This window comes from Njordella aestuarii (assembly GCF_056494165.1).
Genome location: NZ_CM151397.1, coordinates 3,281,372 through 3,306,180, shown reverse-complemented (window position 1 = coordinate 3,306,180; position 24,809 = coordinate 3,281,372). Strand labels below are relative to the sequence as shown.

Sequence of the window (24,809 nt, the reverse complement as noted above, 5' to 3'; positions counted from 1 at the left end):
TTGAGGCCACGAAATATAAATCATTGGTTAGCCGAACGTTGCTCAAAAATGTTTCGAATTTGCGCATGCGCATCATGCAGTGCCTCAAAGTCGAGTTCTAGGTTCAGCGTCTGGTAAGTATGTTGGTAGACAGCTTTCCAAGCGGAGTCCAATTGTTCCGGTGCTAGTTCGAGCGGCGTAACCCCGTACAGGTTTGTTTTGGTCGGGTCAGCCCCTGCGTCCAGCAACATCGCAACTATCTCGGGCTGAGCGAAAAAGCAGGCTTGGTGCAACGCCGTGCCTCCGGATTTGTTGCGCACCTCTAGATCTGCCCCAGCTTTGATAAACAAATTCACCGCATCGCGGTTACCAAACGCAGCAGCCAGCATCAGTGGCGTATTTCCGCCGACTTGCTCCGTTTCACTTAGCTCATTGCCGCCGCCGAGATATTTTTGGATCGCTTGTACATCACCAGCGATCGCAGCATTCAGGATGTAGGATGGTTCGGAAGCCGCACCCGCTTTATCACTTCCAAGCAGCAGTTTGAGGATTGTTAGGCGTTCGCTGCGAATGCGATTCATATCTAGCCGAGTGTTCATCTCTGCTTCCGCACGTCGCAGGTGCGCTTCATAGTCTTGGCTCCACGGAGCTCCCGCGCAGTCGACGGAACTAAAACCGGCAGCGTTGCGGGCCATCGGATCCGCTCCATGCGCGAGCAACGCACGTACAACGTCGGTGTGTCCCAGAAAGACAGACATGTGCAACGCCGTGTTACCTTCGTTGTCGGTTAGAGCCACATCTGCGTTGTGATTCAATAGCAACTCGACTGCACTTGCATGACCGAACACTGCAGCAATGTGCAAAGGCGTGTAGGCTTCTTCGGTTGACGCGTCGACCGCAATGCCGCGCAGCAGATCCGCTTCCAGCATCGGCAAGTCACCATTCAACGCACCCACCCAAATATTTTGATCGTTCCGCGAGACGCTCGTATATAGCTTGCCCAACGAGGGAACGGCCATCGCCGTACGTGAAGGTGGAAGGTACAACAAGATTAGGGCTAGTAGAATCGAGGCCGCTAACGTCGAGATCCCGGAAACCCATTTCCAAAGCCCGGAAGAGTCGCCAACCACGCTTTCGGTGCGAGTCAATCGGTACGAATCTGACGGATCGACGTTGTTGATAGCTTGGACTTCCTGACGCAGAAGCGCGTCGATTTCCGCTTGAAGCAAGAACTCATGCTGCAGTTCCACATCGCAGGTGAGACGACGCTCAAGCTCGTGCACTTCTTCTTCCGTCGCAATCCCCAATAAATATTTTTGGATCAACTCGTTCGATCGAATGTTCATGTTGCCTCCGCGGCCATACGATGGCGAATGCACTCAACGAGCTGCTCACGTAGCCGCCCCAACAACTTATAAAGTGCATTCGGCGATTTTTCTTGCCGCTGGGCAATCTCGACCACCGAATCATTCGCACTATGCGGAGCCAACAAGAGTGCCCGATGCTCTGGTGAGAACTGGTTCAAGCATTCGTGCAGTGCTCTCCCACGCAGGTTCGATTCGACGACGCGATCGGCACAACGCTCAGCCAAAGTTTCCAACATGGTATCGGACAGCAGCGGTCGTCTTTGACGCAGCTTTTCCAACTGTTTCAGGCATTTGAAGCGAACTATTACTTTGGCCCAGGGCACAAAACCGTCCGCACTTTCGAGCTGCCCGCGTTTCTGCCACATCGTCACGCTAGCTTCCTGCAGCGATTCGTCCACCAGATCCCAATCTGGTAATAGGACCCGCGCATAGGCTCGCAGGACTGGTTCATGCTTAACCAATTGGGACAGGAACTCTGTTTCCGACAACTCAAATGGTGTAGTTTTGTCATTCATACATCTCTATTATCCGATCCTGACCATCAATCCTGCCGCATTCTTCGAGAATTTTTTCGCTACGTTCGCAAGAAACGGCGGTTGCCTATAATTGACGCAATTGAAGAACGGCTAATTTCGGGACCGCCAACGCTTCATGGCAAGGCATTTAGGCGATTGCAAGCGCGACAACCTTACCTACCAGTAGTCCAGCCACAGCGAATCGCTGATTGGTAGCCCTTGTGGCGTCAAGCGAATATTCCCTTCATGCCACTCCAAAAATCCCAAGGCGATATGTTTCGTTATTTGCGCAGCGATCGCTTCCACCGACTGCGGTTCACCGGAACAGACCAGCAAACTCCAGTCGACTCCTTTCAGACGACGCATACCAAAGATAAAACGCTCGCGAGTCCTTGTTGACCAATCTAGTGTCTGCGATTCAGCTACCGGCGACTGTCCGCTTTCCATTCGCTGAAGATACTTGATCGTGCTCCGGTGATTGACGGTACGCGTTCCATCAACGTAAGCCGCAGCGCCGGGACCAAAGCCTAACCACGAATCGCCCTGCCAATACGTCTGGTTGTGAAGGCACTCGCTACCCGGCTTAGCAAAATTAGAAACTTCGTAATGATTCATCCCTTGCTGTCTGAGTGTTTCAATCGCATAGAGATACATCTCCAACTCGGTTTCTTCAGCGAGGGCGACGACTTGACCTTTCTGAAGTTGCGCCCAATATTGAGCTCCCTTTTCATAGGTCAACCCATAAGTCGACAGGTGGCTGACAGAACGCGACGTAGCGGCATGCAAGTCCCGCTTCCAAACCTGCATGTCTTCGCCGGGGACTCCGAAAATCAAATCGACTGAAACTTCATCGAACCATTGAGATGCAATGTCGATCGAACCGGCAAGTTGATCGCCCGTATGCTCGCGTCCCAGCATCTTCAATTTCGCTGTGTCAAAAGATTGTCCACCCAGACTGATACGGTTGATGCCTTGATCACGCAAAAGGGTACATAGTTCTTGATCGACGTCTTGCGGATTCGCTTCGATACTCCACTCTCCACCTTCTGCCAATGGTAGCCAACGACGGATCACTTCTAATAGACTTAGCATCGGTTCGCGCGGGAGCAGGGTCGGTGTTCCGCCACCGATGAAGATGGTGTCTACCGTGCATGGGCTCTCGAGCGTAGCCAGCTCACGACGGACGGCCTCGAGGTAGCGATCTACCAAGTCCATCCGATTCGCAACGACCGTAAAGCTGCAGTAGGGGCATCGAGCGTGACAGAACGGGACATGAATATAAGCTGCCTTCGGAGTTGACAAGTGCTCAGTTGTACTGAGGGAAGTTTCCATAGATCCAGTCGCGCAACGTAAAAGAGGTATCCGTATAATTAAGCAGTATCGCTATTTCAGAACTCTTCACCAGTGGCTGCGAGCGGCTTCATCGCCATATCGATTGACAAACATCGCCGCAGATGCGACCTCAGTTGTCAAGCTTAGCCAGATGCGCCGCTTGCTGTGAAGACTAGTCCCATGCGATTGTCGACCAGCGCTCCGCGGAAGAACAAGAATGCGACTTTCGCGGAAGCGACATTGTCCCCGCTGTCTCGTGAGTTGGCCAAGCGAAATGAAAATTTTTACCCAATACGACCATTTTTTTTGACACGCTCAGAACGTTGACCTAGGGTTCACAAACTTGCCTGCGACTGTCGCGGCGTGACACTTCTAGCCTTCTCGCGTGCGCGACAATGAATCCAGAAACCACGAACCAAGTCCAATACATTCCAGAGAATACGCTACCCAACCATAATAAGTCGGGGTCCAACCGAAACTGGCTCTTAATCGTGCTGGGCATTCTTTTTGTCGGACCACTTGTCTTGTTTGTTGGTACCATCGGCTTGCTGGTTTTCGTTGCATTCCTTGGCGGTGCCGCTGACCGGGGGCAAGCATCGGTCGGAACTGAATTGCAACCCGTACCTGTCAAAGCCGCCAGCACCAATTGGCAGCAACAGGATCTCTCGCGTGCCGAACAAGCTTCTCCTGAGGAAGCCCGTGTACTCGACTTTAGAGGCGAACGCTACGTTTTGGCATACGCCAGCGGAAACCTCGAAAACGGGATCATCAATGAATACATCCTTGAAGGCGATTCGCTAGATCATTGGACAAAATTGCTCTCTGTGCGGTACGATGCAATCAATGTTGAACCGAAAGTGTTCGCCAACAACGTGGTGCAAGTCATTTCAGAGCGGTATCCTGAATCGACTCCACATGTTTACGTAGGCCAAGACTCCGAACGAGCAAGGGTCGATTTCGTAGTTAACTCTGGTGAGTTCGCGGAACTCAATTTCTTTATCTACCAGACTCCTGCAAACACGAATGGCCTCATCAGCTACCAATACGCAGAACGAGCCTACAGCGATCAGGCAGACTCTTTCATTGGAAATTCTCAGAACACAGTCGATGAACTGACTCCGTATATTCTCGACTTTGATTTCCCACCAATAAGCATGAAGCCGACGACCACTCCCCCGTCGCACTAGTTCTAAGGTGCTGGCGTGCGTCAGCTCATGTGATAACCGTTCGCGGGGCGTTGCCCACGGTGAAGCGTCGGAGCGCTAAGCTATTACACTACAGACAAGAATCAGTGTAGCGACCAACTCGTAACTCAGCACGGATCCTGCGAATTCCCAGCGAAACGCCATCAGTACCTGGTTCTCGAAAATAGAGCGTACTTGGCGACTGCATACAAAATCCCAAAGTCTGCCCAGATCGTTCTCACGCCGGAGCCACTAATTTTACCCTCACCAATGCGACGCCGATAAGGAACCGAGACTTCTTCAGTTCTCAGACCATGCTGCATTGCTTTCACTTGCATCTCGACTGTCCAACCGAAATTTACGTCGCGCATCTGTAGACGATTAAGGGCGTCGAAGCGAATCGCGCACAAGGGGCTAAGATCGGTATACGATGCCCCCCAGATCCCATTCATAAGTAAGCATGCAACTTTAATCACTGATACGCGTTGAAGCGGCGTGACACTGCTTTGGCGTATCCTTAACAAGCGTGAGCCCACAACAAAATCAGCTTGATTTTGTACGATTGGTCCCAACAACTTTGGCAACAACACAGGGTAATCGCTGTAGTCGGCATCCAAAAACACCACGTACTTAAGCGTCTTTTTTGGGGAGCCGATAGTCTCTCTAGATGTAACATTAAGTCTGCGATTGTACCGGCGCAACGCATAGATCCCAGCTCGGCACGCCCGACCGTAACCAGCCGTTTCTTCGTGAACAACATATGCGCCGTTCTTTGCCGCAATATGCGAAGTCAGATCGGTTGAGCCATTATCCACCACAAAGACTTTCCCGACCTTCGGTAGGTCCCGCAAAATCAAGCCGATGGAGTTTTCTACGTTACGAGCGGGTATAATTACAGCCATTTGCTCAAGAGCATTTCTAATACTTTGCGATGCCACCAGCAGCTTCTTACTTTTGTAGTTGAGCAACATTATCATCAAAAATTCCTTTCGACTTCCAGACCTTTGACAGACTTGGGCCGAAGCGAATACGCGACCCTACAATTGCTGGCGTCTAGTTTGTGGCTGCGGCGAATGTTGCGCATTTATCGACATTGCTTGCAACAAGAGCCGCGTGGTTTGTCAAGGCTCTCATTCGTTTTCATTTACGTTCGTTCAATCCCCAGTCATAATCAAGAAATGCAATTGTTCCCGCCCCAGACGCAGCGGCTCGTGAAGAGATTGGGTCAGGCAACCAAGGGGAAATCTTTCTTAATTGCGCTGACGGCGAACTCCCAAAATCCTCTCCAAACCAATCAAGAATAGGCGAGAGATGAAAGATCCGACGAGAAGCGTCGTAGCGAAATTTATCCGGATCAGAGAAGAACGATTTGGCATTGCTTGTGAGCTGCTCGTCAAGCTTTTCTGCCAAGTACGCTTGGTTCAATAGGCGTGGACAACCCATTGATGCACACACGATTGCGAAATGAATCCGAGGTTCTTCCATTTTACGTAGTACTTGATGCTCGATTCCATCAAGTGAAATAGGCTTCCCACCGACCGTAATTGTTAAATCCTTCCAAATGTTATACCCTATCAGTTTGGCGGTATGGTTACGAATACTTGACGTCGGATACTCCCGTAGTATGCCTTTGACAGTCAATGCGTTGTAAGTGTTGATCCAAAATGCAAGTTGCTGGTCCTTGGTGCCTTTACCGTTGGAACAGGATAGATGGTCCAAATAGCGGTCAAGCGTCTGGCTATCTGCTGCTGAAGCTTTCCACGCTGCATAGTTGACCATCCCACGATCATCACAGAACTTCGTTAAGAGCAAATCCCATGCAGAGTGATCAATATGGTCTAGCGAAAGTTGTTCGGCGACAGGTACGATCACTCCGACAGATCCGTCGGCTGCCTGCGATAAAGAACAATTCGTCAGTACCAGAACGACAAAGACTTTTAAGACTGGCAAGAAAGTCAACTTGTACATAATTATGAAAACTCCATTGCGATACTTAAAAAGACAACCAACCATGCCGCTATCCAGAAAGATGTTACGGAAAACACAACTCCTCGTCTGTGAGGTGTCGCACTTATACGGCTCGATATTTGACTGTCGCAAAAATGGTAGATGTCTTTGTCATCGTGCTGCTAAAGTTCCAAATTTTTCCGGATTCGACGTTTAGATTGAGCGGACTATATGTACCGATCATCCGGAGTTCTGGTCGGTAAATCGGATGCTTATAATCGTTCAACCGCATGCCAAGCGAGTATTATGTTCCCTACATCGAACGGCCGTTGCAAACGCATCGCGACGGCAACTGAAAATCACCCAGCCTGGAACACGGAAAAGAATTGAGAGATCCCGAGGGAGAGTGTTGATGAGAAGCGGACTTTTGCGAACAACCAAACCAGAGGTTTTTCTAAAATCAGCATTAAGTACTGCCTCTTCATCAGTGGCACAATTCGCAGGCAAGCTCTTTGGCTTCGATGAAGTCTACGATAAAAACAAGACACGAGTATCGCTCAGCGAAGCCACCTTGGCCACCGAAGACGATGTCAGGGAGCTAGCGTTTGTCGTTGCACCATCGCTGGCTGATTCCATTGGAGATGCGTGGCAACGACTTGAAAATTTCTCAATCGCTTTGCCTGGTTGGGCGATAGGCGAACCCATCGTAGAAACCAATCGAGCCATCTGGTTACGTGATCTGCTGCGTGAGTTGGCTCGCTTTGAGTTGCCGACAGAACCAGCAGGTGCCGTGCTGTGGCTTGCGATTCACTGTGGTTCCTTTGTGGAGAAGCAAAGCGCTGTATTTGCCGCCATGACAGCTGCAGTGTTGGGTAGTGGGAGGTACAACCTAAGCTCGACCGGATGCGATCATGTTGGCCGTTGGCTGGCCTGCGAACTTGCGAAGAAGGATCGCGATGCAGAGAATTTGCTAGACACCTTGCGACTGGTCGGAACTGGTCGGCATCCTGCGCTAGCTTCTGAAATTCGTTGTGTGCCGTCACCACATGTCGCGAGAGCACTTGCGCTTTGTGGTCGCCAAGACGCACTAGAAATACTTTGCGAAACGATCACAGTGGATCGCGGAGACGCCGAGCTAACGCTGATGGCAGCCATGCAAGCAACTGCAGCGGCCGCTGAAGCGTTTTCCGTTTTTCCCCATGTCTTGCCGACCGTTCTCGAAACGATTGCGGGAGAGTTAAACCGAGGAACGATCGAACCAGACGCACTAGCCCAACAATTAACATCGGTGATCGCATTGCCGGCAGCAATTCTGGAGCTACCGACTTGTGATTCCATGCTGCGAACATGCGCTAGTATGCTTTGCGATGCAGACCATCGTCAACAAATGATCGCTAGCAACGACGAAAGCGAACTCTTTTTGGGCTTATGGGCGGAAGCGGCTGTCGATATACACGGCTGTGTTTCTCGCCTGCTCGCGCTTTACTCACAAGCTTGCGTCGATGGACGCGAAGATCTCAAATCTCTGCTGCGCACCTTTGCAAGAATTCGCGAAGGACGAACGCTCGCGATGCGACCGATGTGGCTCTGTATATTGAAGGAGTCGATCAGCGACGCGTCCGAGCAGCTCAACCCAGCACTGCTTGCTGAAGCGCTGCAGTTCGGGTGCGTTTCCGGACTGACTTTGGACAACACCGACTTGATACCCGCCGATGAAGCTCTTGAGTTGCTGGTCGAAATTGAAAAGAGACTGCGCAACGAGACATTGATGACTAAGCTCGTGCAAGCTAGCCCTGGCAAGCCGGCGTTCGAGATCCAAAATACGCTGGTCCGACTCATCGTGCTCAACCTAGCCGGCCGACCTGGCGATTCAATGTTGCCGTTTGTCGAACGCATGGACAGCTACAGTATCGCTGTCCTCCTTGATGCGGACTTGTCCAAGACAGATGTAGCGACGCGTAAGTCGATCTTTGAGAAGTGCAGTGTTGATACTCCGCACGGACCAAAACTGATGGTTCGGGCGGTTGCTGCAGCCGAATCGACGCAAGAGTTACTGGATTGGATACTGGAGCAACGTCGACTTTTACGTTCGGTCAATGCATTGTTTGCGTTCGCTTGCGCGTTGCGGCAAGATCGCTTGGAACTATGGCGCAAATTGTTACTAGCAAGCAAGAAAGATCAACGCGGACTGGGTATCGATGTAATTTCCTTGACGCTTAGAGCCATCGATGAAACGCAACAGTTTAATGAGTCCAAGATTGTAACGGCGATCACTCCCGACATCGTTGTCGATAGTGAGGCCATCCGAAGCGATGTTTCCTTGGTGCTTGATGAGTATGAAGCGGCACAAAGCAAGAAGAAAAGCGGAGACAATCTGAAGTCACGCACATTTCTCGCTGCTCGTGAGATGTCACGTTCGTCCGTTGAGGTCGAGAGCGAAGACTACAAGAAGCGAGTTGCATTGGAACGGCTATGCAAGCTGGTTGCCGATATGGCAGGGCTTGATCGAAGTCGCTTTATCCCGACTCCGCCAGAACCACCTCGTGATCGTGGAAGTCGTTGCCAAGATGTCTTTGGCGCAGTTGCACCAAGGTTGCTCGAGACAGCGGGACGCTGGGTCGAGGAACTCGACTTACAATCACTCAGCTCGGAGGAACTTAAGTTCCAATTTCTTGCACGGATGGAAAGTCGTGGCAAAGATTTGCGGGAGGATGATGGCTCCGAGTTGCTTCGTGCCAATTTTTGGTTATGGGGCATTGGTGAGTGGAAATCTTTCGACGAAAAAGTGCTCAGTCGCGCAAATCCATTGCTAACACCCGACCAAGCAAAACGAATTTCGGAACTCCGTCCGCCTGCGTTGAGTGTACCCAAGAAGGAATCCTTGAAGTCATTCTTGGGTTCGCTGCAGTGGAACGCGACCTACCGCTATGAAGACATCTTGTTAACTAATCTCGATTGGTATGAATCAGTGCTCGCCAATCTCCCGAAGGAAGTACAATCACTTGGACCAATGGCAGAACACTCTGCTGCACCGCATCCGCGACACGATCAAGGCATCTCGAGTGTGTACATGATGGTCAAGAGCCATCTGGACTGGAAGAAGAACGACAACCAGTCCGAAAAAGATAACGTTCGCCAGCGATTCTGGCCGTTGCTGTGGTGGACAGCGTCGTTTGGTGGCCGAGTGGAAGGAATTGATGCCACCGCCATCGGTTCGGCCGTCTCATCTGGCCAAGCGAGTCTCGCAGATTTGGTTTGGTACCTTGTACAACCCGGTTATGACCAAGCGGCTGAAAATCTCATCCGAGCAGTCGAATATCCAGACCGACTATGCTTGGGATTCAACGCACAAAGAGATCACGAGATCTTGGCCGTCGTTGATGCGGTGGCTGACATCTGCCGACAACAAGAGCAAGCCATCGATCCAACTTTGCCGGCAAGTTTGGGTGAATCTTGGCGGAAGATGCCTGCACCTAAGAACCAGAATGGGCTTCGCGATGTACTGATCAAGTACGCCGATGTTCCTTATCAAACGGCCGGACGGACCGATGACAAGCAGAAGGCATTCGCGGCCCGTGTGAGAGAATCCCTCAACGACGCCGAAGAGACTTGGATCGTTAGCAAGGACTACTTTGCACCGAAGTTCGTCAAGTTTGATGTTCTCGATGCATGGCTCAAGCAGACGACAGGCGAGTTGAGTAAGCTGGTTGAAGAGAAAGCAGTAAGCGAAGATCTTCTGCTGCGAATTGCATTCGATCATCCGGTGCTGATGCGCAGCGTCTTGGAAGCAACGGGCCGCGCCGATCAACTAGAAGCAGCCATCTGGATCGTGTTTCATGTGGGGATGAGTCTAAAGGATCTAGCGATCACTTTGGATGGGGATACCGGCCACATGTTCATTCGTCGACCCGAGCTAAGTACCCAGCAAATTGAGCAGCGACTACTTGGGCATTATGGGGTCGCGAACAAGGAACTGTCGGAGTGGGATTATCGAGCACCTGTCCAAGATGCAACGATCCGACGTAGCTGGAAGCGATCGGCTATCGATACTCATCCGCGTGAAAAGCTTGAGCCGTTGTTCAAAACGCTCAAAGCGATCACTTCGCCGACGGATCGACTGCGCGTCGAAGGTCTGCTTGATGCAATCGATGGCAAGCTCAGCAGCGCTGCTCAGCGCAAGGCACTTGAGGCCTCTATCAAAGATCGTCCGAACCTCGAATTGCTGCAGCTTGCGGTGTTGCCATTGCCAGATACTCATGACGCGTTGATAGCCGATATTTCACAGCGTCTGAAAATCTTTGAAGCGATGGCCGTCGCAGGCCGCAAACGAAAGACGGCGGAGGCGAAAGATGCCATGCGCCAGGCTACTGATCAAGTTCGGCGAACGTTAGCCGACAACGCTGGGCTTGCGGACCCGATTCAGCTTGATTGGCTGTCCGGTGAAGCGATTGCAAAAGAACTTGCCGAGTTTGAACGCTGCGAAGTGGGCGAGTATATCATTCAGCTTCGATTAAAGGGTGACGGTCCCCATGTGCTGGTAACTAAGGCAGGCAAGTCGTTGAAGTCGATACCTGCTTCATTTAAGTCATCAGAGCCCGGGAAGAGGTTAGCTGAACTACAAAGTCGACTCAAGTTATCGTTGCGTGACGTAAGGTCGGTTCTCGAGACATCGATGATTCAGCAACGTAGCTATTCGCCGGAAGAATTGATAATGATGATGACTCATCCCGTGGTGGCCGCTGTAGCGAGTGAGCTTGTCATGGTAATGAACGCCTCAACCGACAACACGACGCCTGTGGTTGGAATACCCAGCGTGGATGGAACTCAGTTGATTGGCTTTGATGACGCTCATACAAAGGTCACACAACCAGTTCGCATCGCACATCCTCTGGCGCTCGATGAATTGGGAACATTGACGACATGGCAAGCATTCTTTACGGACCGGTCGCCTCAAGCGTTTCAACAAGTCGATCGTGCGATTGTACGTGCGGAAAACTTGGAGACGGCGGAGGAAGGAAAGAGAATTATCCGGCATGATGGCGTCCGAATTGTTAATGAAGACCAAGCGTTTCGTATCTTGCAAGCGCACGGTTGGCGGGACGATCGTGAATGCAACTTGCTTATGAGGACTTTCATGAATGAGACTCAGGGTGAGATCACGGCGAATCTTGTTGATTTTATGAGCTCCGGTGGCAGCATTGGAGCACTTAAGTTTTGGGGGCCTGACGGAAGCGAACTGGCCATCCAGGAAGTACCTTCGATCATCCTGAGCGAGGCGATTCGCGACATCGACCGAACCGTCAGCGGCACGCAAGCATGAACATCTCGTTTCAAAAAAAAGCATCCGTGTGTTACGAAGGTATAAAAGGATCAGCTCGGCTGTCGCCTCGTACTGAGGCGCTGCACGGCTGCGGGCCGAAGTGCCTGAGCTATGCTAAACAAGTAGGGGGATCCGAGTTTCCGATCGTACGGCTACGTTTCACATAGATCCTTTCGCGTACTATCACGTCTCTCATGTAACGCTCCAAAGACTGCTCAGTACCGCTGAGGCAAGCATGGTTAATCGATCGTTTCTGCGATGGCGTTGAGAAAAGCCTTGGATTCATGTAGTTGCAGCGAGCCAAAGGACCGATTCTAATGGACGATAGGGTTACCCATTCAGGACCGCCGGTCGAGTCGACAAACATGTCTCGACGAACCCAAGCGGAGAATCAAGCCGCCGACAGCGTCGTCACTAAGAGCGTGTCCCGAAATTAGTTTTGGAATTTTTCCAGCCTCTTCAACATCAGTGCAATCATCGTGATTTCAATCATGGCTTTGCTTGAGTCCGGATGCCTTTCGTAATCTTTGCTATGTCGACGGCAGCGATTGATCCATGCGAACGTTCGCTCAACAATCCAACGCTTGGGAAGGATCTCAAAACCCTTACTCTCGATTGGACGCAACACCGTTTGCAATTTAAAGCTGCATGTGCGTTTTGCCCACTTTGGCAATCCGCTGCGTCGATACGCACTATCGCCAAATACTACCAGCAGATTCTTCGCCCTTTCTCGTGCCTTTTGTAAAACTGACTTCGCTCCGTCCTGATCTTGAACACTTGCAGCGTGAATACATACGGCGATGATCAATCCAAGTGTGTCGACTACTAGATGTCGTTTTCGGCCAGCAATCTTCTTGCCCGCATCAAAGCCGCGTTCATCGCCACCGACTTCTGTTGTCTCAGCAATTTGGCTGTCAATAATCCCTGCGGTAGGCTTGGGCTTTTTGCCAACCGAAATGCGCACTTTCGCAACCAGACAATCGTGGATTTTTTGCCAGATCCCCTACATCCGCCAGTTCCAAAAGATGTTGTAAACGGTTTTCCATTTGGGAAAGTCTTTTGGCAATTGACGCCACTGACAACCAGTTCGATTGATGAAAAGAATTGCATTGATAATGACTCTGCGATCAATAGGTTTGCGTCCCAAAGGGGGCTGCGGTGGCAGAAGAGGAAAAAGCAACTGCCATTGATTTTCGGTAAGGTCGCTGGGATATTGGCGTTCCATCGCTATGACTCCGTATTCCGTTATGGGATTTTTTCACAACGGTTTCATAGCGATTTTTTTATGCACACGTCAATTTCGGGACACGTTCTTAGGTAAACTCAGTTCCGTGGTTTTAAGTTGAATGCAGATTTGCTTAAAAACGATTGGCAGCCTCGCCCACGAGGCTCTTTGTCTGTTCGGCTTTGTTGTTTTTTTCAAACTCTTGGCTGTGCAACTGTGAGCGTGTCGAAAGAGCCACACAACTAGCACCGTCTTTTTCCGCTTTGTGATGTTGCAAAAGCCTAAAAGCTGATCGATGATTTCGGGCGACGCATAGCGTTTTCGGCGAACTATGCTCGAAAGCATATCTGAAGAAGTGTTTCTTCCAATGCTTGGACATGACATTACCCGCGCTCGCTGCGGAAAATACAGTAACGCCGTGTTGACCACGTAGTAGAAGATATTTACGCTCTAGCTGAGAAAAACGTTGTGGCATAGCCTGATATCACGCGCTAGCGGCGTGTTATGAATAGTTCGCCTTATTAAAAGTATGATCTTATGCGTGCAAAGATAAAGTGCTCCAATTGCGGGGCAGAAATGTCGAACCTAAACATGTCATGGGGCTGGAAGCATCTCTTGATCATGGTCCCTATTTTACTGTTGGGTTTCTTTCCTCTCCTGAAGTTGACATTCTTCAAGGGTGACATCGCCACGGAATTATCTATCAGCGACACGGAAAAACGCACCAATAAGGGACGCTTGGAGATCGTTGGGCTGATCACAAATTCAGGCTCTCGCACATGGACCGGTGTCACGATTCAGGCTGAGTTTTTTGATGCAACTGGAGCATTTGTTGATGAGGCCACGGAGTATCTCCGAACGGATGTCACAGGCAAGGCTGAAGAGCATTTCAAGGTAACCATTACGAACCCCAATCCTGCACTGACCGCACCGGACACCAAGATGGTTGTCAAAGTGGCGGGTGGTCGGGCGTCACTGTTTTGATCCCGAATGGCAAGGTGCACGACTCGACCGTCGAAGCGAACCAAGCGTTGCCCCAGAGACGCCGATGATGCGGGTTCCAAGATCATAGATTCTTGGCGGCGGCCCGGCTACCGCAGTCGTTTCGCCAAATAAATGATGAGCACACAGGGCAATAATCCGACTCCGGAAATGATCTTAAACTTCGAACGCCGAACGTTTGAACACATCGGTCGAGTACGCAAGTGCCTCTTTGCAATGGCAGCGGTGACACCTTATGACGCACAGCTTATTCGACGATCGTTAGTTCACGATGCGTCGAAGTACTCGAATGAAGAACGGGTACCATACATCTGGCTTACTGAGTACCATCGATGCCGTCGAAATAATGAACCATTTGAATATCCGGATGGCGTGGAAGAATTAGTGCGCCAAGCCATCGAGCACCACGTTCGAACAAATCGCCATCACCCTGATTTTCATTCGGATCCAAACGAGATGACGGATGAATAGCGTCAAAGGGTGGATAGGCAACGAATAGACAAATACATTAAATTGGCTCGTAGAAGCATCGACTCAAAACTGAGACTGCCAACTATTGGACGCGACCAGCTCGATTGGCCGACTTGTGTTAAGCTTGCCGCTCGGGCTCGGTCAATGGCTGCCGTTTATTGTGAAAGACAAAAGTACATGTGGCACTGCCAGAAATGTCGAGAATCCATCGAACCCTCCTTCGATACGTGCTGGCGTTGCGGTACTTCGCAAGACGGAACTGAAGATCCATCGTTCCGCTCCGTCGAGGAAGTGGATAACGTGCGAAGCAGTTGGACAACCGCAGAGTCGTCTTCGCTATCAAAAAACGTCTTGGCCTGTCCTCGATGTAATCAAGAACTTACATACGTCGGTACCAAGAAGTTTCACGAAGGTACCCTATACGGCGTCCTGGGCGATCTGGGAGAGTTGTTTGTGAACAAAGAAAAATTTGATGTATACTGTTGCCCGAAATGTGGGCGAGTAGAGTTCTTCTTGGAAGGCATCGGTGAGGACTTGCGGCCCCAGTAGTACTCCTGTATCGGAATTACGATCCGATGGACGGGAGCGAGGGATTGAGCGATTCCTGAATGTAAATAAGTTAGCCCCACTCGGTGATCGAATGTTCGGTAGTAGACTAAATTATTTGTGCGTCACTTCCCAAATTAATCGTCTGAAGTGCCATTGCATCTTGACGATTCCATATTCCCAGCCCATGCGACACAACAAACTTTACGCTCAATGATAATCCGTAACCTCCATTTAAAGACGCTTGACGAAGACCGACTCAAGCAATCGATCAGGCGAGCACTCGAATGCAGAAATGTCACGATCTTCTACAGTCAGTCGGAGAACGTCTTTCGATTTTCCAAGTTTAGCGCTTTGTCTAACCTTGTGGAAGGCACCGGAATGATCGCGATTGAAAGAACTCTAAAAGGGATCCATGTGCGACTAGGCATGGATACCGCTGCAACTTCGTGGGGGCAGGCATTGCTTGCAGTTTCATTTCTTCTCTTTTTTGTCGGTGTTTTGATCGCGACATTGATGATGCAAACGACTACCAGTATGTTAATCCGAGAATTTGATGCACTAGTAGAAGAAATTCATCAAGAATTTCAGTTTGCAGATCGCTATACTGAGAAGTCGATCAATACGGGGACATAGAGGATAGGTCGATTTTTTTGGCGACGATTCCTCCGATACTTACGCCCGAGTAAATGGTAACAAATCGCTGCACTGAATTCGCAGCTAGGCCATTTTCTGATGTTTGATCTATTCGCCGCGACGTCGGTGATTGCGGACCTTACGCCACTAAAGCCATGTCACTAGCTTTTCCACTCAACATCGCTCGTCGCACGGACCGGATTGATTTGCTGCGCTTGTTGCTGGAAAGACTACCAAGCCCTGTCACTTACCAAGTCTTGGAAGGGCGATTCATACCTTATTCGATTACACACGGTGATCTCGATGACGCCGCAACGCGCGTGGCCGGATGCTCCATTGCATACGTTCTCGACAGTAGTCGCAACGGACTGTGCGAACCTATCGCTGGATTCATTGCGAACGAGTCGCTCGGAATCTCCAAGCTTCAGTATTTGATCGATACTCGTGCTCCTGCATCATGTTGGTTTGATCTTAATTGCGAGGTTGCCAGTGGTAGTGTTGAGTGATTCTTCCAAATCAAGGCGAGCTCGAAATCAAGGCCTGCTTTTCTTGATGGGTGCATGCTTAGCTTTGGTTGGTCGGCTACTTTATGATGTACCTAGCGTATCAATTCCAATACAACTGCTCCTAATGATCGCCTTGGCGTCCTATGTTTGGCACTGTCATCGAAAGATGAAAACTCAAATGGCAGGAAATGGAAAATGATGATTGCAAGTCCAATCTTCCGCACGGTGCGTGCTGTTGGATAGACCTCTAGCTTTTTTCAGCCAGTAAACGAAATCGCACAAGGCGCTTGTAGCGCTTGGTTTTCTTCTGGTACGGTTGCACAGTAATACTAGTTCTCACCTCATCTGCAGACGGATGGACATTTGTAATAGAGCTAGTAAACCAAGCGTGGCGCCGGAGCGTGCGTTGGACTGGGTTTGAAATGGAAACATTAACTTCGCGGGCCGCGGTGAGCGCCGCCGACTATGAAGTCCTTGGTTTCAAAGTGGCTAGAATTCAAGGGCGAGCTCTTCATCGTGTATAATCCATAGGTTTGGGTTGGAAGAATTTGATTGAGCATTCTTCAATGCGACTCGCTGTCACGGGCCCGAGTCGCCAGATTTAAAATCAAAGACTTCCCCTAGCCCGAGGAATTACATCGACTCTTTTGTCGACCGAAAAATGATCAATCCGTACGAAGCAACCAGCACTATTTCAGCGACGCCAACAAGTCCGTGGCGCTATGCAATTGCTTTCCTCGCAGGAGTTGTTGGTTACTGTGCACTCACTGTGACCTTGGGATTGACAGCTTGGTTAAGCAATGGGCGGGCGGCTGCGTATGATAATCTCGAAAGAGTAGTTCGAATCCATTGTGAACTGTCGCTCAACACGATTGCAGCAAACATGCCTAACCTAGCATTGGCAATTATTGTTTCGATCGCAACCATAAGGTGGATTGATTCACATGACTCACAATCACGATGGTGGATGTTCGCGGGCATCACAGTCATCGGCTACGTCGTTGTTCTCCTTTCCACGGGGAATGTGATACCATGGACTTGGCCAAGTGAACTTGTAAATGCGGTGCGTTCAGCGCTCACACTGCTGTTCCCACTTGTTGCATATGTAGTTACAAGCATTGTTGATCGGCGAACAAAGCGTTGAATGCGGGCGGGCAATGACACAGGTCTACACTTTAACGTCTAACGCCACCGTTCGTCGCTTCGGAACTCGGTACAACGATACAGCAACCGAGCAACCAGCCTGTGAAACGACTCATGCAGATCGCATCGGCCCTTTCTCCTTTGAGTGAGTGACGACGCAAAAGCATAATCCCCGGAAAGGTTGGTTTGAGCGACGAGTTGCGTTTTCGCCAAGTTTTGGAGCAGGCACATCTCAGCGAACTTTCGTTCCAGCCTGTGGAAATGAGATTATGCGCGCTGACTGCGGAAAGTGCAGTAACACCACGTTGACTGCGGATTAAAAACATTTACGTTGTAACTGAGGTAACCACGGCCCAGAGCCAGATATCGCTCGCTAGCTGTGGGTAATGAGTGGTTCGTCTCTGCAAAAGATCGGGGAGTTAGCCCAACCATGAGAACGATTGCGACCGCCTGTTTTTGGGTTACCTTCCTCGCACATTACTGCAGTGCGCAAATTTCGGTTAATCCAGACTGGCGTGAACGAAACGGACTGACGGTTGCTAGCTCTCAAGCTATTTCGGTTCCCGCAAAAATCCTTCGAGGTTTCGTAACACTTGAATCCGTTGATGTCGAACCCAGGAATGCGATTGCAAACGTAAGTGCGAAAAAGAAAGCCGCGATTGACGCATTGAAAACGATCAACATTCCTGAGGATTCGATCAAGACCACAACCTCTCGAATCCCAGAATGGGACACGACGCCTAGAACCGGGAGTTTCAATGGATCAAGTACCAACGCATTGTTGCCAACAACGGAATCAAAAGAAATTGCGGCTGTCGCCTACATGTCATTTGATATTCCAGTAGCTGACATGACCATGGACGAACTTGCAATCCTTCCGCAGGACACTTGCAAACGCCTGAAATCGCAACCTGTTTTCGAATCCAGTAAAATCTATTTTCTCTATGTCGGCGAACTGAACGAATCCCAAATCAAGGATGTTTCCAAGAAGGCGTATGATGAGGCTCTTGCGAGTGCCAAGTCGACTGCTGCACTCTCTGGTAGGTCCTTGGGCAAGCTTGCAGCATTAACTCCGGAAATAAATGGGAGATGGAGGTATTGGTCGGAACTGACCTATGGATACTGGAATGATGCAGCCGCAGAAAAGAACCCGCTTGCCAACTTCAGTCCTGCCGAAAATGAAGTCTTCGGAAACGATCCTTCAAAGCTCTCGCGAACCTATACTGTCGAACTTCGGTTCGATCTCGAATAGAATGTCACGAACAAACGATTGTAACCGAGCCCTCGATCAGGCGTTTTGACTTGCGTAGAGTCTACTGCTCGGGATGGCTGAATCGAGTCCTTATGTCACGAGAAGACGCAATGAATTCGAACTATCGAATCGTCGCCCACGCCGCTATCGTGGTTGTCGTCACACTTGCGTCTCTCCCGGTTGCATTACTCTCGGCCGATTAAGATTTTGGGATGGCCAGTTTCCTAGTCGTTCCAGTGTTCTTCGTCGCAGTGGTGTTTACCATCATCGCCCAGGCGGGCGGTCGTCGCATCTGGTGGTTCGCCTTCGTTTGTGCAACTGCAGCCTGGATGCTTTTTCTTTCGCAGCTTTTGGAAACGGGAGTTCACCACACCGCACTGTATTTGCAAAAGCTAACGCAGAGCGGAACGATTTCGCTTTCGCAACGTGTAATCGAACCCGCGGCGTTGGCGGTGATTTTTCTTGGTTCACCACTGGGCGCGGTCTTGACTGGCATTGGACTGGGGCAACTATCGCAAGTTTGGGTGCAGCGATGTCGCGCTCAATCGCTTCCTACTTCCGAATCGCGACATTTGATAAATCGGCTAGAAAAGCATAAAAACCAAGCGATGAACACGGAGCCGTTGAGCGTTGGTTTTCGGTTATCGTAACACTTGAACTCGGCGACCCAGTTATCGCCACCATAATTACAATCTGATCTCAAGGCTTACCTCACTGACCGCCGCGACGCATTCATGGTACAATTGACCTAATTGGTAGGCGAGCGAGAGACGTCGAAACTAGGGCCATGGCACGCTCCTATTGGATGTCTTTGATTTCGCGAATCGATTCGGAACTATCAATGCTCAACTGAAATTGTGACGAACAAGGCATTGGATCGACGCGTTAGGACATTGTAGCATTTCCTATTCGCACTTGGTCAACGCCGCCGTCCGTCGATGGAAGCTCGTATGCTTGAACAGAATCCATATGAGTCGCCTGCCACATCTTCTTCCAGTCCTCGAAGTGGGCCCCAGTTCCATCGCATATCCCGCATTCCATTCTTCGTCTTAATTTTCGCGTCGATTGCTTTGGCAGTGCAATTCTTCCTCACTGTGACGATGTACTTCATTTATCCGGCGATAAATACTGTTGCGGTGTTCGGGTTACTTTTCTTGAGCGTGATGCAGCCAGCAAGGGGACAAGATGCAACACGACAACGCCGGTTGGTCTATGCCAGCTATATCCTAACCTTTCTTTTCGTTTTTCTTCCATGGGTCCAAATGTTTGCTAACATTCAGATTCCGCCTTACGGATGGATCGCCTGGTGGTTCGAGCGAGCGATAGAGGGAAAACTGTAACGCGCACTACGGCCAACCATCGCATGCACTGGATCGGCGGTGACGAGTCGGTCTTGAAATCATTGTATACTCCCGTCCCATGATGCGGGGCGTTATCCTTCAATTCACAATTGCTACCAATTTACGTTGCTCGGTCTCCAAAAAATTAGCATTACTTTCTGATATCGATACGCATCATGATTAATACAAGTGGCCCGAATCGATCTGTTCTAAATTGGTTGATGATCGTTGGCGTTACGATTATTGCCATTGTGGTTGTTGGATTGGTTGGTTTCTTCGTCTACGAGTACCAGAATTATGGCAAATTCGCCAAGGCATTTCCGAAAGACACGCTGGACAGTATGTTGAACCAAACCGGACAGCAGATTGACACTCTTAGCAGTACTAACGGTTATCGACAGTTGAACAACCCCTTATTTGGCGCGCACGCGTTGGCAATTGATGCGCCAAACGGATCTTGGTTGATCTCATTCAAATTTGACGCGAATGGGAAAGCACAGGAGTATTCCGTAATGTATTCAAACGTTAATTCCGTGATGTACCATAACAAATTTGTCAAAAAATAGTCTAGAATCCTAGCCCTACAATATCGTTGGTATAGTGCTGCTCGATAGCAGAAAACGCAACGAGCTACTGCACACGAGCGGTCAACTTGTGCTCTTTTAAACTAGAACTATCTCCGTTGTCGCTCGGTGATTGTTCGACGTTCCCCTTTCAAAATGATGCGATAACTTGATGCATGACGATCGTTGCTTCCGCATTGACGAATTTGACATTGACGAATTGCGTGACCACATTCGAGATCAGGCCATTATTGATTCGTTCACACATTGGGTAAAAACGTTCGCTCCACACGTTGACGATGTTGTCGCCAAGATTGAACGCGCATTCGCGAATACGAAGTTGGATAACGGCATCGGGCTCTTCGAAGCAAACGGATTAGACGACTATGCGGCGGATGCAGAATTGCGACGACTTCGCGAATCGGACGAGAAGCTTGGTTGGAAACGAATCTCTGTTGCAGACTTGGCGAAATGCCACTGCTCTCCGGCATATTTTGATCCGCAAGGTTTTGTTTTTCACCTCCCGGCTTTCCTGATCGCAGAATTGAATGACAAGCATCCTTATGGATTTATCGATCGTCTGTATGCCGCTGACGAACACCCCAAAGGTTGGCGAGCACTCCTGACTCGCGAGCAGCGGGATGCAATAATTGCTGCACTAGAGTTGATTCGGGAGCACCCCAACTACCAGCACGAAAAGAACGACATCGACGCGTCCATTGATCGGTATCGTGACGGACAACAAAGGGAATAACCATCGGATGTTCGAATCGAACTGGAAATAGTTGACGTCGAGTGATTGGAACTCTCAGCTGAGTAGCTGTTAGCCACAGTCACAGTAACCTGGCCTTCAACTTGCGTAAAAGGCGTCGAGCTTTTGTCGCTGGTGGATATGTAGTCAAGAAAAGTAGCGGGTAAGAGTGGTAGGTTCCGGCTGTCCGGCCCTGAACAACACTGAGCTTCGAAAAACCCAACTTCTTGTTAGGCATTGCACAAAGCTACGAAGGGAATGATCGCGGAACACCCGGCCGAGACCACAGGAAGATTCAACGACCAGAAAATGACATCGTTGAGGGTCACTTGAGACTTAACTATAGCGTCGCACGTGAAAGCATATTGCATTCCAGGGGCCATCAGGAATCGTCCGTGTTCCTAGCATCGCTTGGTTTCTTACTGAACCTCTTAAGTATGGTAGAGTTCCAATTTTCATCATATTTCGCAAAGCTGAAAACGTTTGTACGATGAAGCAACTCACAGCCACTCTGGCGACGGTCGCAGTACTGGCGTGTGGAGCACTTATGCTTTTCGGGACTTGTCGAACAGAGTTTTATGGCGTCGGACTTCATAACTCAGATCGCAAAAACACTTGCATGGATGACTGCCTTCGGGTTGCTCGGGCTGTCGCTCGCACCGGCAATTGCTTCTGCGCCTCAGCGTCACTATGAAATTCAGTACGTGATTGTCGGAGGCATTGCAGGGCTTATAATTGGGATACTGATTCACCGACCGCCGATGGCGAAATAAGACTTACAATCGTATAGCGAATACATCGACTTTTGCACAATCATTGTACAAGGTTCGATCAGCAACTGCTATGATCACCTATAACCATGCGATGGTGACGGGGCAACAGTGGCGAATGTGTTTAAGTCGTCCGTCACCGCCCGCTCATCGCTACCGCTAAAGGTTGTTGAAATGTCTGAAGACTCAAATGAAATGCAGTCGAGAATCCGAGCGCTTGAGAAAGAAGTCGCATTGCTCAGACAGACTGTGCAGTTTTGTGGAGTCCGAAAGCGATCTAGTACCGTAATATGCGGCTTGCCGCTTTACGATATAGCTACGGGACCAAACCCTGAACGCGGTGAGATCCGAGGACATGCGCGGGGGATCATTGCAATTGGTGATTTGGCGACCGGGGTAATAGCCCTTGGTGGCATGGCAAAAGGGTTCTTTGCAGTTGGTGGCGGAGCGATCGGGGTTGTTGCAATAGGCGGCGGGGCGATTGGACTGCTTGCACTCGGCGGCGCAGCGATTGGTGTCGTGGCGTGTGGGGGTGGTGCTTGTGGATACTACGCTTGCGGCGGTGGCGCGATTGGTAAATACGTTTTGTCGGCTGCGGAACAGAGCCCAGAGGCAGTCCGATTCTTCCAGTCGTGGCTTCCCGGCATTAAGGACATGATTCGCTAAAGAATGCGAAAACACACAGTAGCATCGCCGCTGAAGTCGGTGAGTTTTGCAAATGGATACACCACTGGCCGCAAATCGGTGCCCCGAGTCGTTGCGTCGTTTGTAATTGAAACTTTTGTTTACCGATTCAGTCATGAATATTTTAAGCGAGGAAACAGAAACTGGTTTTTCCTATCGATGGGAGTATCCGAATGTTAAGCACGCAGCAAACATGCTGATTATTGTTTGGGTAGCTAGTATCATTGCTGGACCGTTTTTCCATCTTGCAATGTTCTTGGAGAGTGACGCCAAACGCACGCCGTTATTCTTCACCATCAGTTGGTCGGCACTGTCAATCATCGGCATGATCTTTACATTCATTGCAATCTACTACGTGGGACGTCGGACTCACCCCGAGGTATTGACTTTTACCGATAAATCGATGACTTACGACACTGGGATTTGTTCCCCAATCGTTTATGTATTGCGCTTGAATAAAGCTGCAATTGCGAATCCTCTTGAATTAATGCATTTGATGCTTCGTGACCGGCTTTTGATTGATGTGGACCAAGAAGAAATGAACGGATTTGAGTTAGATAGAAGCGGCGAACGCCAACGTCTCTTTTTTACCAAAGGGGCAGAATGGTTCGAAATAGGTAGATTTCTAGGTGAGACTGACCGTGAATGGCTGTACAATCAAATCCGAGAATGGAAAAAGACGTAACAAAACGGTCTACCAGAGTTCGCCATCCGGTGTCTTTCAGAATTCAGGTTAACGTTATGGGACACCAGTGACCGTTGATGTTGGACCGCAAAGGAAACCAAGTTGATCGGCAGTCCATATGCACCGTCCGCTGAAGCTGAAACGAGTCTTCCGATGAACGACAAAGCAAGCTCGTGGGCACATCGGCGAATCGACATGCTTGCGGCATGTGTGACAATCGTCGGGACGCCATTGGTCTCACTTTGGGCGATTGAAATCATTATCGACAATTTGCCGTACGTTCCAAATATGGGAACGTGGACGACGGTCGTCTTTGCCCTAGCCGTGCTGACAGCGCTGCCCAATTGGATATTGTCGATTGTTCTCAGTTACTTTCTGCGAATGAACCGTGTGCGTGTTCGATTGCTTATCTCTCTTGTTCTGTTGGTTGCCTCAATACCAATTACCTATATTGGAATAAGACAACTTGCGTTGTGGAATTCCAACAGCATAGTTCTTCACTACGCAGTATTGTTGGGATTGATTGCCCTAATTCCTATTGCTTGCGGCGTCTTTATCCGATTGTTACCTCGCAACTCAGCACTGACCGCGTGAGACCGTCGAATAACATGCTCGATCGAAGCCCTCGTCCGTCTTATTTGAAGTGGAAGCCAGGTTGGTGGAGGCACGATCAACGTCGGCTATCGTCGTTGCGACCGATGTTTCGTCCATCCACTAGAGAAGTGCAGTTCACGAAGGGAGTGCTGCTTCGATGACACGCCTAAAATCACGGATGGTCAGAGCACTCCTTGTAATTGTGACAGTCTTTGGCTTGACCTGGGGCTTTTGGGAATTTGTATACTTACGCCCGGTTGCGAGAGAAGATCCTTGGGGACTTTGGATTGCTGCGCTCAAGGGTTTTGAAGGTACCGTACTGTATGTCGGTGATAAAGATGGCTACTCTTTCTTTCTAATCGGAAATGACAGGACTCCAAAATACATGCGGCGGATAGAAGACGTGAATCTGCCCCGACATTTTGAGTTCGGTCGTGAGCCGGGCTATAAGGTTCATTATTCGATGGTACCACAATGATGCTGCGTGACTCATATCTAGGTCATGAATGATGACCGCCTAAGAGAATTGTACTGTGCTTGAAAGACGTTCCTTCCAAGCACTGCGTTGTACACGAACCGGCACTGCCGATAGATCTGACTTACTGGCATTGTCGAGATCCTCTCACTTCCCCGTCGTCCTGCTCCCAATCTGACGCGTTTCCCTATTACCGCCCGCAAAGTTTGCAACTTTGGTCCACCTGGTGAGGCAGATCAATGAACGGAAAAGAAAGTCCTGTCAGGCAGACAATTCATAACTCAGAGTCGTTAACCCGGCGGCCAGCGTTAGCTGAAGAGACAACACGGATAACCCAGAGACTCTGAGAGTATTTGTCTCTGATTGGCCCCCAGAGAGGGGCTGATTTGGCGAAAGTCGCGACCGAAGAACGAGTCTCGGGAGAGTGGTCGAAACCCGGAAGATTGCAGGAAAATACGAAAAAAGCCGACGTTTTGCTTGTTTGCTAAACGTCGGCTTCTTCGAATAACCTACTGCGGTCAG

The 24,809-nt window shown here is 49.9% G+C and carries 25 protein-coding genes; 17 read left to right on the top strand and 8 right to left on the bottom strand.

The annotated features are described in order from the left end of the window. Window positions 1-20: 20 nt before the first annotated feature. The 4 genes from SH451x_RS13030 to SH451x_RS13015 all read right to left on the bottom strand — a co-directional run bounded on the left by SH451x_RS13030 (window position 21) and on the right by SH451x_RS13015 (window position 3,462). Window positions 21-1,325, bottom strand: a complete 1,305-nt coding sequence (locus SH451x_RS13030; RefSeq protein WP_479357330.1) for an ankyrin repeat domain-containing protein — start codon at window positions 1,323-1,325, stop codon at window positions 21-23. Continuing rightward, window positions 1,322-1,861, bottom strand: a complete 540-nt coding sequence (locus SH451x_RS13025; RefSeq protein WP_479357329.1) for a sigma-70 family RNA polymerase sigma factor — start codon at window positions 1,859-1,861, stop codon at window positions 1,322-1,324. The genes SH451x_RS13030 and SH451x_RS13025 overlap by 4 nt, the downstream gene beginning before the upstream one ends. A gap of 177 nt (window positions 1,862-2,038) precedes the next feature. Continuing rightward, entirely contained in the window at window positions 2,039-3,193 is a 1,155-nt protein-coding gene (gene hemW / locus SH451x_RS13020) for a radical SAM family heme chaperone HemW (protein ID WP_479357327.1), read from the bottom strand. Window positions 3,194-3,336: 143 nt separating this feature from the next. Beyond that, window positions 3,337-3,462, bottom strand: a complete 126-nt coding sequence (locus SH451x_RS13015; RefSeq protein WP_479357326.1) for a hypothetical protein — start codon at window positions 3,460-3,462, stop codon at window positions 3,337-3,339. A 126-nt stretch (window positions 3,463-3,588) separates the two neighbouring features. On the opposite strand from SH451x_RS13015, the gene SH451x_RS13010 reads away from it, so the two are divergent. Next, a complete protein-coding gene (locus SH451x_RS13010; protein ID WP_479357324.1) occupies window positions 3,589-4,380 on the top strand; it encodes an HI_0983 family protein in 792 nt (263 codons plus the stop codon). Window positions 4,381-4,541: 161 nt separating this feature from the next. On the opposite strand, the gene SH451x_RS13005 is transcribed toward SH451x_RS13010, so the two are convergent. After that, the gene (locus tag SH451x_RS13005; protein ID WP_479357322.1) at window positions 4,542-5,354 is read right to left on the bottom strand and encodes a glycosyltransferase family 2 protein; all 813 of its coding nucleotides are present in this window, start codon (window positions 5,352-5,354) and stop codon (window positions 4,542-4,544) included. Between the two features lie 163 nt (window positions 5,355-5,517). Next, the gene (locus SH451x_RS13000) at window positions 5,518-6,345 is read right to left on the bottom strand and encodes a DUF547 domain-containing protein (protein WP_479357320.1); all 828 of its coding nucleotides are present in this window, start codon (window positions 6,343-6,345) and stop codon (window positions 5,518-5,520) included. 391 nt (window positions 6,346-6,736) lie between these two features. Here SH451x_RS13000 and SH451x_RS12995 point away from each other — a divergent pair, with 391 nt between their 5' ends. Then, window positions 6,737-11,644: a DUF4132 domain-containing protein gene (locus tag SH451x_RS12995; RefSeq protein WP_479357318.1), complete on the top strand. Its 4,908-nt coding sequence runs from the start codon at window positions 6,737-6,739 to the stop codon at window positions 11,642-11,644. 433 nt (window positions 11,645-12,077) lie between these two features. Here the strand turns inward: SH451x_RS12995 and SH451x_RS12990 are convergent, their stop codons facing one another. Both SH451x_RS12990 and SH451x_RS12985 read right to left on the bottom strand, forming a co-directional pair. Then, entirely contained in the window at window positions 12,078-12,644 is a 567-nt protein-coding gene (locus tag SH451x_RS12990; protein WP_479362909.1) for an IS5 family transposase, read from the bottom strand. A gap of 3 nt (window positions 12,645-12,647) precedes the next feature. Further along, complete coding sequence (locus tag SH451x_RS12985) at window positions 12,648-12,869, bottom strand: transposase (RefSeq protein WP_479357317.1); 222 nt, start codon at window positions 12,867-12,869, stop codon at window positions 12,648-12,650. A 576-nt stretch (window positions 12,870-13,445) separates the two neighbouring features. Between SH451x_RS12985 and SH451x_RS12980 the strand changes: the two genes are divergently transcribed. The 15 genes from SH451x_RS12980 to SH451x_RS12910 all read left to right on the top strand — a co-directional run bounded on the left by SH451x_RS12980 (window position 13,446) and on the right by SH451x_RS12910 (window position 24,290). Further along, on the top strand, window positions 13,446-13,853 hold the full coding sequence (locus tag SH451x_RS12980) for an FxLYD domain-containing protein (RefSeq protein WP_479357315.1): 408 nt from the start codon (window positions 13,446-13,448) through the stop codon (window positions 13,851-13,853). 132 nt (window positions 13,854-13,985) lie between these two features. Next, the gene (locus SH451x_RS12975; protein ID WP_479357313.1) at window positions 13,986-14,342 is read left to right on the top strand and encodes a DUF5662 family protein; all 357 of its coding nucleotides are present in this window, start codon (window positions 13,986-13,988) and stop codon (window positions 14,340-14,342) included. A 759-nt stretch (window positions 14,343-15,101) separates the two neighbouring features. Continuing rightward, window positions 15,102-15,524 (top strand): hypothetical protein, encoded by a 423-nt coding sequence (locus SH451x_RS12970; RefSeq protein WP_479357311.1) that lies wholly within the window; start codon window positions 15,102-15,104, stop codon window positions 15,522-15,524. Between the two features lie 155 nt (window positions 15,525-15,679). Next, window positions 15,680-16,030: a hypothetical protein gene (locus SH451x_RS12965; protein WP_479357310.1), complete on the top strand. Its 351-nt coding sequence runs from the start codon at window positions 15,680-15,682 to the stop codon at window positions 16,028-16,030. A gap of 661 nt (window positions 16,031-16,691) precedes the next feature. Continuing rightward, a complete protein-coding gene (locus SH451x_RS12960; protein ID WP_479357308.1) occupies window positions 16,692-17,174 on the top strand; it encodes a hypothetical protein in 483 nt (160 codons plus the stop codon). 429 nt (window positions 17,175-17,603) lie between these two features. Then, window positions 17,604-18,425, top strand: coding sequence for an SIMPL domain-containing protein (locus SH451x_RS12955; protein ID WP_479357306.1), 822 nt, complete (start codon window positions 17,604-17,606; stop codon window positions 18,423-18,425). Between the two features lie 212 nt (window positions 18,426-18,637). After that, window positions 18,638-19,075 carry a hypothetical protein gene (locus SH451x_RS12950; protein ID WP_479357304.1) on the top strand — a complete coding sequence of 146 codons (438 nt, stop codon included), beginning with the start codon at window positions 18,638-18,640 and terminating at the stop codon, window positions 19,073-19,075. A gap of 300 nt (window positions 19,076-19,375) precedes the next feature. Continuing rightward, on the top strand, window positions 19,376-19,765 hold the full coding sequence (locus tag SH451x_RS12945) for a hypothetical protein (RefSeq protein ID WP_479357302.1): 390 nt from the start codon (window positions 19,376-19,378) through the stop codon (window positions 19,763-19,765). A gap of 176 nt (window positions 19,766-19,941) precedes the next feature. Next, window positions 19,942-20,331, top strand: a complete 390-nt coding sequence (locus SH451x_RS12940) for a hypothetical protein (RefSeq protein ID WP_479357300.1) — start codon at window positions 19,942-19,944, stop codon at window positions 20,329-20,331. A 169-nt stretch (window positions 20,332-20,500) separates the two neighbouring features. Then, a complete protein-coding gene (locus tag SH451x_RS12935; RefSeq protein WP_479357299.1) occupies window positions 20,501-21,082 on the top strand; it encodes a DUF6714 family protein in 582 nt (193 codons plus the stop codon). 575 nt (window positions 21,083-21,657) lie between these two features. Beyond that, window positions 21,658-21,852: a hypothetical protein gene (locus SH451x_RS12930; RefSeq protein WP_479357297.1), complete on the top strand. Its 195-nt coding sequence runs from the start codon at window positions 21,658-21,660 to the stop codon at window positions 21,850-21,852. Window positions 21,853-22,023: 171 nt separating this feature from the next. Further along, window positions 22,024-22,515: a hypothetical protein gene (locus tag SH451x_RS12925; protein ID WP_479357295.1), complete on the top strand. Its 492-nt coding sequence runs from the start codon at window positions 22,024-22,026 to the stop codon at window positions 22,513-22,515. A 133-nt stretch (window positions 22,516-22,648) separates the two neighbouring features. Next, a complete protein-coding gene (locus SH451x_RS12920) occupies window positions 22,649-23,218 on the top strand; it encodes a hypothetical protein (protein ID WP_479362869.1) in 570 nt (189 codons plus the stop codon). 153 nt (window positions 23,219-23,371) lie between these two features. After that, window positions 23,372-23,812: a hypothetical protein gene (locus tag SH451x_RS12915; protein ID WP_479362868.1), complete on the top strand. Its 441-nt coding sequence runs from the start codon at window positions 23,372-23,374 to the stop codon at window positions 23,810-23,812. 157 nt (window positions 23,813-23,969) lie between these two features. After that, window positions 23,970-24,290: a hypothetical protein gene (locus SH451x_RS12910; RefSeq protein WP_479362867.1), complete on the top strand. Its 321-nt coding sequence runs from the start codon at window positions 23,970-23,972 to the stop codon at window positions 24,288-24,290. Window positions 24,291-24,809 lie beyond the last annotated feature (519 nt).